The 9,915-nt window shown below is 64.2% G+C and carries 10 protein-coding genes; 3 read left to right on the top strand and 7 right to left on the bottom strand.

The window, feature by feature from the left end; all coding sequences use genetic code 11:
• From BLX42_RS21815 to BLX42_RS21805, 3 genes are all read left to right on the top strand, one after another.
• Window positions 1–950, top strand: a 950-nt coding sequence (locus BLX42_RS21815) for an HlyD family secretion protein (protein ID WP_161872594.1), incomplete at its 5' end; no start/stop codon positions are given.
• Window positions 947–2,398, top strand: a complete 1,452-nt coding sequence (locus tag BLX42_RS21810) for an efflux transporter outer membrane subunit (protein ID WP_161872593.1) — start codon at window positions 947–949, stop codon at window positions 2,396–2,398. The genes BLX42_RS21815 and BLX42_RS21810, both read left to right, overlap by 4 nt.
• Before the next feature lie 16 nt (window positions 2,399–2,414).
• Entirely contained in the window at window positions 2,415–2,825 is a 411-nt protein-coding gene (locus BLX42_RS21805) for an SDR family NAD(P)-dependent oxidoreductase (protein WP_119688302.1), read from the top strand.
• On the opposite strand, the gene BLX42_RS21800 is transcribed toward BLX42_RS21805, so the two are convergent.
• The 7 genes from BLX42_RS21800 to BLX42_RS21770 all read right to left on the bottom strand — a co-directional run.
• Window positions 2,775–3,599, bottom strand: a complete 825-nt coding sequence (locus BLX42_RS21800) for an SDR family oxidoreductase (protein WP_046784809.1) — start codon at window positions 3,597–3,599, stop codon at window positions 2,775–2,777. The two genes, BLX42_RS21805 and BLX42_RS21800, sit on opposite strands and share 51 nt — an antisense overlap.
• Before the next feature lie 149 nt (window positions 3,600–3,748).
• Window positions 3,749–4,213 carry a multidrug transporter gene (locus tag BLX42_RS21795; protein WP_161872592.1) on the bottom strand — a complete coding sequence of 155 codons (465 nt, stop codon included), beginning with the start codon at window positions 4,211–4,213 and terminating at the stop codon, window positions 3,749–3,751.
• Window positions 4,214–4,365: 152 nt separating this feature from the next.
• Window positions 4,366–5,820: a mannose-1-phosphate guanylyltransferase/mannose-6-phosphate isomerase gene (locus tag BLX42_RS21790; RefSeq protein ID WP_161872591.1), complete on the bottom strand. Its 1,455-nt coding sequence runs from the start codon at window positions 5,818–5,820 to the stop codon at window positions 4,366–4,368.
• Between the two features lie 37 nt (window positions 5,821–5,857).
• Window positions 5,858–6,505, bottom strand: a complete 648-nt coding sequence (locus BLX42_RS21785; protein ID WP_039603912.1) for an alginate O-acetyltransferase AlgF — start codon at window positions 6,503–6,505, stop codon at window positions 5,858–5,860.
• A gap of 21 nt (window positions 6,506–6,526) precedes the next feature.
• The gene (locus tag BLX42_RS21780) at window positions 6,527–7,684 is read right to left on the bottom strand and encodes an alginate O-acetyltransferase (RefSeq protein WP_046784812.1); all 1,158 of its coding nucleotides are present in this window, start codon (window positions 7,682–7,684) and stop codon (window positions 6,527–6,529) included.
• A gap of 11 nt (window positions 7,685–7,695) precedes the next feature.
• Window positions 7,696–9,156 (bottom strand): MBOAT family protein, encoded by a 1,461-nt coding sequence (locus BLX42_RS21775; RefSeq protein WP_012312809.1) that lies wholly within the window; start codon window positions 9,154–9,156, stop codon window positions 7,696–7,698.
• 215 nt (window positions 9,157–9,371) lie between these two features.
• Window positions 9,372–9,915 (bottom strand): alginate lyase family protein (locus BLX42_RS21770; RefSeq protein ID WP_178110743.1); only part of this gene is annotated, 544 nt, incomplete at its 5' end.

Here is a 9,915-nt window from a genome sequence, read left to right as displayed (position 1 = left end):
ACGCCTACGTGATCGCCGATTACACCGTAGTGGCGCCCAAGGTGGCCGGCTTCGTCAAGCAAGTGCTGGTCGAAGACAACCAGCAGGTGCAGGCCGGCCAGTTGCTGGCGACCATCGATGCGCGGGACTACCAGGCCGCCCTGGATGCCGCGCAGGCCCAGTTGCTGGTGGCCAAGGCGCAAAGCGCCGATGCCCGTGCCACCCTGGAACGCCAGGCGGCATTGATTGCCCAGGCCGAGGCGGCGGTGAAGGCAGCGCAGGCTGAAGCATCGTTCGCCGACCACGAGGTCAACCGCTACAGCCGCCTCGCCCAGCAGGGCGCCGGCACCGTGCAGAATGCCCAGCAGGCGCGCAGCCGGGTCGACCAGGCCCGCGCACGGCTGGCCAATACCCAGGCTGCATTGGTTGCCGCGCGCAAGCAGGTGGACATCCTCAGCGCTCAGGTCGCCAGCGCCGATGGGCAGTTCAAGCGTGCCGAAGCGGGCGTTGAAAAAGCTCAGCTGGACCTGTCCTACACGCGCATTACCGCCCCGGTGGATGGCATGGTCGGTGAGCGTGCCCTGCGCGTTGGCGCCTTCGTCAACCCGGGCGCACGCCTGCTGTCGGTGGTGCCCTTGCAGCATGCCTATGTGGTCGGCAATTTCCAGGAAACCCAGCTGACCCATGTGCAGCCGGGGCAGCCTGTCAGTATCAGCGTCGATACCTTTTCCGGTGAAACCCTCAAGGGCCATGTCCAAAGCATTGCGCCTGCAACTGGCGTGACCTTCGCGGCAGTAAAACCCGACAACGCCACCGGCAACTTCACCAAGGTCGTGCAGCGCATCCCGGTGAAAATCGTTTTCGATGACGGCCAGCCGTTGCTTGCGCGCCTGCGTGTGGGCATGTCGGTGGAAGCGACCATCGACACCCGTGGTGACACGTTCAGTGGCAAAGAGGTGAGTGCACGATGAAACCGGCAGTACGCTTGAGCCCCTTGCTGCTGGCCGTACTGATGGCCGGCTGCACCCTGGGCCCCGACTTCAAACGCCCGGACAGCCAGGCCCCGCAGCAATGGGCACCGCTGCAGGGCCAGGCGGCACCCAGCCAGCCGCAAGCAGAACCGCTTGAACTGCGTTGGTGGGAGACCTTCCACGATGCGCGCCTGAGTGCGCTGATCCAGCAGGTGGCCGAGCGTAACCTCGACCTGCAGATCGCCAGTGCGCGGCTGCTGCAAAGCCGCGCCTTGCGCAGCACGGTGGCTGCCGACCAGGCGCCGTCGGTCGATGTGGATGGCGGCTACAACCGCGCCCGTAACAGTGCCGAAGGCCTCAGCGACCCGTCTGGCAAAGCAGGCAAGTCGGCGTTCAACCTGTGGCAGGGCGACCTGGTCGCCGGTTGGGAGCTGGACCTCTGGGGCCGGGTGCGCCGGCAGGTGGAGGCTGCCGACGCCACGGTGGAAGTGGCCGAGAATGACCGGCGCGGTGTGCTCTTGGCGCTGTTGTCGGAAACCGCAGGCAACTACATCCAGTTGCGTGCCGTGCAGCACACGCTCGATGTCACGCGCGACAACCTGAAGGTCGCCCAGCACAGCCTGAAGCTGTCCCAGGACCGCCAGGCCGAGGGTGTCGCCACCCGGCTCGACGTGGCCCAGGCCAGTGCCCAGGTTGCCTCGATCCTGGCCCGTCTACCGAGCCTGGAGGCCCGGCGCGACGACCTGATCAACGCGCTCAGCCTGCTGGCGGCCGAGCCCCCACGCAGTTTGCAGGCACAGTTGCTTGAGGGCGGGGAGTTGCCCGCGCCGCAGCAGCAATTTGCGATCGGCTTGCCGTCCGAGCTGGCCGAGCGCCGTCCGGACATCCGCCAGGCCGAGGCGCGGCTGCATGCGGCCACTGCCAGCATTGGCGTGGCCAAGGCGGATTTCTACCCCAGCATCCGGCTGTCTGGCAGCGTCGGCTTCCAGGCCATGCAACTGTCGGATTTCGGCGCCTGGGACTCGCGCCGCTTTGCCTTCGGCCCACAGCTGTCGTTGCCGATCTTCGAGGGTGGCCGGCTCAAGGGCACCCTGGCGCTGCGTGAGGCGCAGCAGCAGGAGGCGGCGCTCAACTACCGCAAGGTGGTGCTCGGTGCCTGGCACGAGATCGACGATGTGTTGCGCCTGTACAACGCCAGCCAGCTGCGCCGTGATCATTTGGCCGAAGCGGTGCGGCAGAACCGCATCGCCCTGGAAACCGCCCAGCGTCAGTACGTGGAAGGGGCAGTGGACTTTCTCAACGTGCTGACCGTACAGAGTGCGTTGCTGGCCAGCGAAGAGCAGTGGATCGACAGTTCGGCGGCGGTATCGCAGGCATTGGTCGGGCTGTACAAGGCTTTGGGTGGTGGCTGGCAGGCGTTCGACGGGCAGCCGATGAAAAAGGTGTGATCAAGCGGAGGCAGCCATGCACCTCTCCCTCAATGGAAAGCGCGCACTCATCAGTGGCTCCATGGCAGGGCAGGGCCTGTCTACCGCCATAGACCTTGCCGCCGCCGGCGCCGAGGTCGTGCTCAACGACCGCACCCAGGCGTTGGTCGACGCTGCGCTGAAAGCGATACGTGAGCGCTTGCCCAAGGCACGGATCATTGGCGTTGCCGCTGACCTGGGCACCGAACAGGGCGTACAGGCGTTGCTGGAGCAGGTGCCGCATACCGATATCCTGGTCAACAACGGCACGCGGGACGTTGCCCGGCGCCTGCAGCGTCATTACGCCCGCGGCATGGCCGAGCGCAAATGGGGGCAGGTGATCCACCTGGGCGGTGAATCAGAGCGGTCGCAGCAGCCCGAAGCGTTTGCGCAGTACCCAGTCCAGTAACCGGCGTGGCAGCCAGCGTGCCAGTAGCGGCAACGCCGTACTGCCATTGCCCAGCCGCACCACCGCTGGCACAGGCGATTTGCGCGTGGCCGCCAGCAGCCCTTGGGCAAATTGCGCCGCGGATGTGGGCCGGTCTTGCGAGGCGCGGGCCCGCGCCTGGATATGCTCGCGCAGCGGCCACCACGGCGACTGCGCCGCTACCACCTGATCGGCCTGGCGCTGGGCATTGCTGGCGAATTGTGAGGCGATCGCCCCCGGTTGCACTTCCATCACCTGAATGCCGAAAGGCGCAAGCTCCAGGCGCAGGGCGTCGCTCAGTGCGTGCACGGCAGCCTTGGAGGCGCAGTAGGCGCCGGCGAACGGCGTGACCAGTACGCCCGATACACTGCCGATGTTGACCACCAGCCCACGCGCACGGCGCAGCAGCGGGAACAGTGCACCGGTTACACCGATCACGGCGAACACATTGGTTTCGAACTGTTGGCGCAGGGCGTCCACGCCGCCATCGAGCAGGGGGCCCATGGCACCGTAACCTGCGTTGTTGACCAGGATGTCGAGCCGGCCGTGGCGTGCTTCCAGCTCTTCGGCCAGGTGCTTCAGGCCCTCGGCGTCGTTGACGTCAAGCTGCCGGGCGGTGAAACCGGCGCCGGCCAGGTGTTCGACGTCTTCGGCTTTACGGGCGGTGGCCCAAACGTCGTGGCCGGCATCGCGAAAGGCTTCGGCCAGGGCGCGGCCGATGCCGCTGGAACAACCGGTGATCAGGACGGTGGGCATTGGGCAGGCCTGTGCTCAAAGTAAGTTATGTATAGGCTGGGCTGGCCCTATCGCCGGCAAGGCAGCTCTCAGAAGTACCCCGAATCTGCGGGCAGCGGTGAACCTGTGGCAGCCGGCTTGCCGGCGATAGGGCCAGAGCAGGCACCGTATCAGTTGGCGAATGTACCCTGTAGATGCTCGGCACGAAACTCCAGTGTCTGCGGCCGGTAGCCGGCGCGCAGTGGCGGCAGTGGCAGGCAATCGGTCCATTCTGCCCCAGGCTGCAGTTCGCCCGGCCCACGATAGCGTGGTGCGCTGTAGGTGTTTTCAGCCAGGTTGATGGTATCGCCCGGGGCATAGGCACCGACCCGCCAGCGCAGTTCTGTCAGCGGAGCCTTGTTGCCGTTTTTCATGTGTACCTTCAAGGCACGGTCGGCGGGGCATTGATCCGGCGAATAGGTCAGGCGCAGGTCAAGCCGCGCCAGTTGCGAAGCTTCGCGTGTGTCCTGCCAGACGACGAACAGCGTGACCAGCCCGAGGCCGCAGACAGCGGCCAGCGAGATCGGCAGGGCCTTGGCCGGGTAACGCAGCAGCAGTACCAGCCAGGTGAGGATGAGGAAGGCGCCGATGATCATGTGGTCCGATTCCCGTTCGAGTCTTCGGACATCTTGGAGCGGCCAGCTGCAAGCTGCAAGCGGCAAGCTGCAAGAGAAAAGCGGGTCGGCGGTGGCCCCACATCTGTAGGTACACCGCCGACCCGCTGTGCTTGTAGCTTGCAGCTCGTAGCTTACTGCGCGATGGTCTTCACCGATACGCCACGTTCGACGGGAGTGGACGTGCGCCCATACACATCTTCGAAGCGCTCGATATCATCCTCGCCCAGGTAACTGCCGGACTGCACTTCGATGATCTCCAGCGGGATCTTGCCCGGGTTGCGCAGGCGGTGCACCGAGGCGATCGGGATGTAGGTCGACTGGTTTTCGGTGAGCAGGAACACGTTTTCATCGCACGTCACCTCGGCGGTGCCCGATACCACGATCCAGTGCTCGGCCCGGTGGTGGTGCATCTGCAGCGAAAGGCTGGCGCCCGGCTTGACGGTGATGTGCTTGACCTGGAAGCGGCCGCCCATGTCCACCGAATCGTAAGAGCCCCACGGGCGGTACACCTCAAGGTGGTTCTGGGTTTCGCTGCGGCCTTGCTCGTCGAGGGTCTTGACCATCTGCTTGACGCCCTGGACCTTGTCCTTGTGGGCAATCATCATCGCGTCCTTGGTCTCGACCACAACGATGTTTTCCAGGCCGATCACCGACACCAGCTTGCCATTGCCATGGATCATGCAGTTGCGGCTGTCCTGCACCACCACATCACCCTTGGTGACGTTGCCATTGGCGTCCTTGTCATGCACTTCCCACAGCGACGACCAGCAGCCGACGTCGCTCCAGCCAGCTGACATCGGCACTACGCAGGCGCGCTGGGTCTTTTCCATCACCGCGTAGTCGATGGAGTTGTCCGGGCAGCAGGCGAAGGTCGCTTCGTCGATGCTCAGCACATCATCTGTTTCGTCGCTGCGCTCCAGGGCCAGCACGCAAGTGTCATAGATGTCGGGCTCGTGCTTTTTCAGCTCTTCAAGGAAGCGGCTGGCGCGGAACAGGAACATGCCGCTGTTCCAGAAGTAGCCACCGGACTGAACGAATTCGGCGGCGCGTTTTTCGTCGGGTTTTTCGACGAACTGCGCCACCCGGGCCACACCTTCGGGCAGCAGGGCATCCTGGCTGGAGCGGATGTAGCCATAGCCGGTCTCGGGCTTGGTCGCCGGGACGCCGAACAGCACCATTTCGCCACGCTCGGCAGCCACGGTGGCCAGGGCCAGGGCACGTTGCAGGGCCTTCTGGTCGTCGATCACGTGGTCGGCCGGCAGCACCAGCATCAAGTCATCGCGCCCCTCGTTGACCAGCTTCATGGCGGCCATGGCCACCGCAGGGGCCGTGTTGCGGCCGAAGGGTTCCATCAGGATGCCTTGGGTTTGCAGTTTCAGCGCCGCGAGCTGTTCCTGGACGATGAACTTGTGGTCCTTGTTGCAGACCACGATCGGGGCGTCCATGCCTTCGAACACCAGGCGCTCGAGGGTTTGCTGGAACAGCGTGTGCTCACCGGTCAGGGCGAGGAACTGCTTGGGGAACTGCTTGCGCGACAAAGGCCACAGACGCGAACCGCTACCACCAGAAAGAATTACCGGGATCATGTTGTTTCTCCAATAAGGTCGTTAAAGAGGCAGAGGATCAGTTGGTGGACACTGGGCGGGTGACCCATACCGGCGACAGGCTGCTGCCCGAGCCGGTGACGTACAGCACGGCGGCTTCGCCGCGCTCCAGGGCGACGGGTTTGACGTCGCTGACTTTCTTGTCTCCTGCAAACAGGGCCAGGTTCACCTTGACCGGGTTGATCTCACGCTCGCCACGGCCTTTGGCAGCCACCGGAGTAACCACCTCGGTCTTGCCGTCAGCGGTCTTCAGGGCCAGCGACTGATCGCTCAGGTTCTGTACACGCACCAGGGCTTTTTGCTTGTTCTTGAAAGGCGGTTCTTCGATCAGCTGCGGGTTGCCGCTGCCGTTGTTGACCAGGGTGTAGTACTTGTCTGCGGCGAGCTTGACCGGGACACTCTTGCCGGCGACCTGCGCGGTGTAGTCACCGCCCGGGAGGAAGCTGAAGTCGCTGCTGGCCTGGGCGCCGACCTGTTTGATCTGGGTGTTGCCGACGCTGGCGGCAGCCGGTGCAGGGGAGGCGTTGTACAGGCGCACGAAGGTCGAGCCTTTCGGTGCGGTCGGGCCATACAGGGCAGCGTCGGCGCCGGCGAATGCCTGCATCGAAGCCAACGACAGGCCTGCTGCGAGGGTGAGGGCTTTGGCAATGGAAGTCTTGGTAGTCATGTGCGTGTTCCTCTCTATCTATCAGTGGTCCGTCCGGTTGGACGACAGGGCCAGGTTTTCTTCGGATTTGCGGGTGTTCTTCAGTTGCGCGATCCACTGTGGATCGAAGCTGCTGAGGTCGTTTTTCATTGGCAGATAACGTTCGGGGAATTCCCACACCACAACCTGTGGCGCGGCGTTCTTGAAAGCATCGCTTTGCAGGTACTTGAGCATTGGCAGCAGGGGGCCGTGGCCGTCTTCGGCATAGTTGGCGACGTCGCTGCGCAGGGCCTGCTGCAGCGCGCCGAGGAAGTTCCAGTGCGGGTTGGCGCTGTAGCTGGTGCCGACCAGGGCGACCGGGATCTGGCTGTCGGCGAACAGGGCATCGCCCGCATCACCTTCGGCCTCGACCGGGCGCGTGCTGCGTTGCTGCAGGGTGTCCGGGCTGGGCAAGAGGTTGCTGAACAGCGGGTCCAGTGGCAGGAAGTTGGTCAGGTCGCCCTTGTACGGGGCGGTGTTGCCGGCCTCGGTGATGAACGTCTGGGGGTCGCCATTGAGCAGGCTCTGGCGCCCGACCGCCTCGGCCACAGCCTGTGCGGCGACTTCAGCGCCCATCGGCGTCCAGTGGGTATCGGTGCGCAGGAAGACCTGGCCGCGGGCCTTGGCCTGTTCCATCGGGGCCATCAGGTCAGGGGCGAACACGTTGGCCTGACGGACCTGGGCATGGAACTGGTTGTACAGGTCGTCATGCAGGCTGGCTGGTGCCTCCTTGCCCACATACTCCGAGTAGACCCGCGCCTTGGCCGGCACGATCGCCAGCACCAGCTGGCTGCCGTGCTGTTGCAGGGTGTCGCGCACACCGCGGATCAGCGCCAGGTTTTCCTGCATGAGCTGGTCGGCACCGGCAGTCGGTTTGAACTCTTCGTCGCTGAACAGCCACTGGTCACGGCCCAGCACTACGCCCGGGCGGCCTTCGTTGAACAGCTTGTAATCCAGCGCGGCCCAGAGGTTGGTGCCCAGGCGCTTGATCGGGAACTCGTCGTCGTAGTGCGTCTCGGCGGCCTTGGCCAGCTTGCCGTTGAGCACGGTCATCTGTTCGGTGCGCTGGAAGCTTTGCAGGCCACCGGTGGACCAGGCGCCCATGCCTACCAGCAGGCCGATGAACGACAGGGAATAGGTGATGCGTAATGTCCGGGTCATGGTCATCAACCTCAGAACTGGAAGTAAAGGAACGGCGAGTAGCTCTGCGCCGAAAGCTTGAGGATCGAGGCCACGAACAGCAGCAGGATCAGGGCGCGGGTCATCACCCGGGTCCAGTCCAGGCCAAGCGAGCCGTCGGCATTGACCTGCGCCGGGGTGCGCATGGCTGCCGGCGGGGTGGCATTGCGGTAGAAGTCACGCAGGCCGAAGAACGCCAGGGTGATGTAGGCGATGACCAGCGTCGCCACCTGAAGCCCGGTGAGCTGGGCGCGGTTGAGTTCGGACAGCTGCCACTCGCCGAAGCTGAACATGGCGCCGTACATGCGGCCGGCCACCTCCAGGTTTTCGGCGCGGAAGATCACCCAGCCGACCACCACCAGCAGGAAGGTGAACGCCCACTTGACCGGGTTGAAGCGCTGCGGGTTGGTGTCCAGGCCCAGTGCGCGCTCGATTGCCAGCCACATGCCGTGCCAGGCGCCCCAGATGATGTAGGTGAAGTTGGCGCCGTGCCACAGCCCGCCCAGCAGCATGGTCAGGAACAGGTTGCGGTAGGTGTTGAAGGTGCCTTTGCGGTTGCCGCCCAGGGTGATGTACAGGTAGTCGCGCAGCCAGGTCGACAGGCTGATGTGCCAGCGGCGCCAGAACTCGGTGATCGACTGGCTGATGTAAGGCTGCTTGAAGTTCTCCATGAAGCGGAAGCCCATCATCAGCCCCAGGCCGATGGCCATGTCGCTGTAGCCGGAGAAGTCGAAGTACAGCTGCGCGGTGTAGGCCAGCGCACCGAGCCAGGCGTCACCGGTGGTCGGGTTCTGCAGGGCGAAGCAATGGTCGGCGACCACCGCCAGGGTGTCGGCGATGAACACTTTCTTGATGAAGCCCTGCATGAAGCGGGTGCAGCCTTCGGAGAACTTGTCCAGGGTGTGGGTGCGGTTGTTGAACTGGTCGACCAGGTCCTTGAAGCGCAGCACCGGGCCGGCGATCAGGTGCGGGAAGATCGCCACGAACGCTGCGAAGTCGATCAGGTTGCGGGTGGCCGGGGTGTCGCCGCGGTACACATCGATGATGTAGCTGATCGACTCGAAGATGTAGAACGAGATACCGATCGGCAACAGCACGTGGGTGAGGATGAAGGGCTCAAGGCCGAACGAGCTGATGATCGCGTTGAGGCTGTCGACGCCGAAATTGGCGTACTTGAAGTAGCCGAGGATCGCCAGGTCCACGCCTACGCCCAGCAGCAGCCAGCGCTGTGCAGGCTTGGTGCGCACGCCAGCGGCGCCGACTTTCAGGCCGATCCAGTAGTTCCACAGGGTGACACCGGCGAACAGGGCGAGGAAGTCCACCCGCCACCAGGCGTAGAAGATGTAGCTGGCGACCAGCAGCAGCAGGTTGCGATAGCGTTGCCCGCTCAGGTAGTACAGGCCGAGGAATATCGGCAAGAACAGGAACAGGAACACGTTGGACGAGAAGACCATCCCGGTTCTCCTAAATTGTTCACAGCATCCAGGGCAAAGCGCCCCCCAAACCCCCCAGTGAGAAACTGGAGGAAACCTTTGTTGCTTCAATACCGCTGGCGAGGGCTTGGCCCTCGTTTCGCGACGCGAGGCCGCTCCTACAGATTCAGCGCCGTCCTTGTAGGAGCGGCCTTGCGTCGCGATGGGCCGCAAAGCGGCCCCCATTCAGGCAACGCTCATTTCTTGGATTGCGCGCTCGGGTCATAGACCCGGGTCAGGTTGCCGCCCAGGCGGAAGCTGTCGAACGGCTGCATCCGGTGTTTGCGCTCAAGCGTGTCGCCCACGCACTGGTACAGCGCGCACCAAGGCTCGAGCCAGGCGTACTTGCCGTCGACCTTGAGGTCCTTCATGTCCTGTTTCTCACCTGCGCGCTCGGCGAAGTGGCGCGGGTCGCGGGCGCCGTACAGCACGCCTTCACCCAGGCGCTGCAGGGCAAAGTTGTTTTCGCTGCGCAGGTCCACGCCATTGGCCTTGGCAAAGCTTGCGATCATCGCCAGTGGCGGCAGGGCGTAGTTGTGGTAGGCCAGGGCACGCTGCTTGCGCTTGATTTCGTTGGGCAGGAAGCCTTGGTCGTCGATCTGGTTGGCGCCGACCTTGTATTCCTTCACCGCCCAGTCGAACAGGTCACGGCGGTCGGTGGCCACGGCGGTGGCCATCACCGACCAGGCCGCCCAGTAGCTGTGGTTGTTGATCTTCTCCAGCGGCAGGTTGCTCCAGTCG

The organism is Pseudomonas sp. SG-MS2 (assembly GCF_009933855.1).
GTDB classification, from domain to species: Bacteria; Pseudomonadota; Gammaproteobacteria; order Pseudomonadales; family Pseudomonadaceae; genus Aquipseudomonas; species Aquipseudomonas putida_E.
This window is presented reverse-complemented; position numbering and strand designations above follow the sequence as displayed.

Bases quoted from the DNA above. Each gene is read 5' to 3' on its own strand.
- BLX42_RS21810 (WP_161872593.1), top strand. From the start codon at position 947: ATGAAACCGGCAGTACGCTTGAGCCCCTTGCTGCTGGCCGTACTGATG.
- BLX42_RS21805 (WP_119688302.1), top strand. From the start codon at position 2,415: ATGCACCTCTCCCTCAATGGAAAGCGCGCACTCATCAGTGGCTCCATG.
- BLX42_RS21800 (WP_046784809.1), bottom strand. From the start codon at position 3,599: ATGCCCACCGTCCTGATCACCGGTTGTTCCAGCGGCATCGGCCGCGCC.
- BLX42_RS21795 (WP_161872592.1), bottom strand. From the start codon at position 4,213: ATGATCATCGGCGCCTTCCTCATCCTCACCTGGCTGGTACTGCTGCTG.
- BLX42_RS21790 (WP_161872591.1), bottom strand. From the start codon at position 5,820: ATGATCCCGGTAATTCTTTCTGGTGGTAGCGGTTCGCGTCTGTGGCCT.
- BLX42_RS21785 (WP_039603912.1), bottom strand. From the start codon at position 6,505: ATGACTACCAAGACTTCCATTGCCAAAGCCCTCACCCTCGCAGCAGGC.
- BLX42_RS21780 (WP_046784812.1), bottom strand. From the start codon at position 7,684: ATGACCCGGACATTACGCATCACCTATTCCCTGTCGTTCATCGGCCTG.
- BLX42_RS21775 (WP_012312809.1), bottom strand. From the start codon at position 9,156: ATGGTCTTCTCGTCCAACGTGTTCCTGTTCCTGTTCTTGCCGATATTC.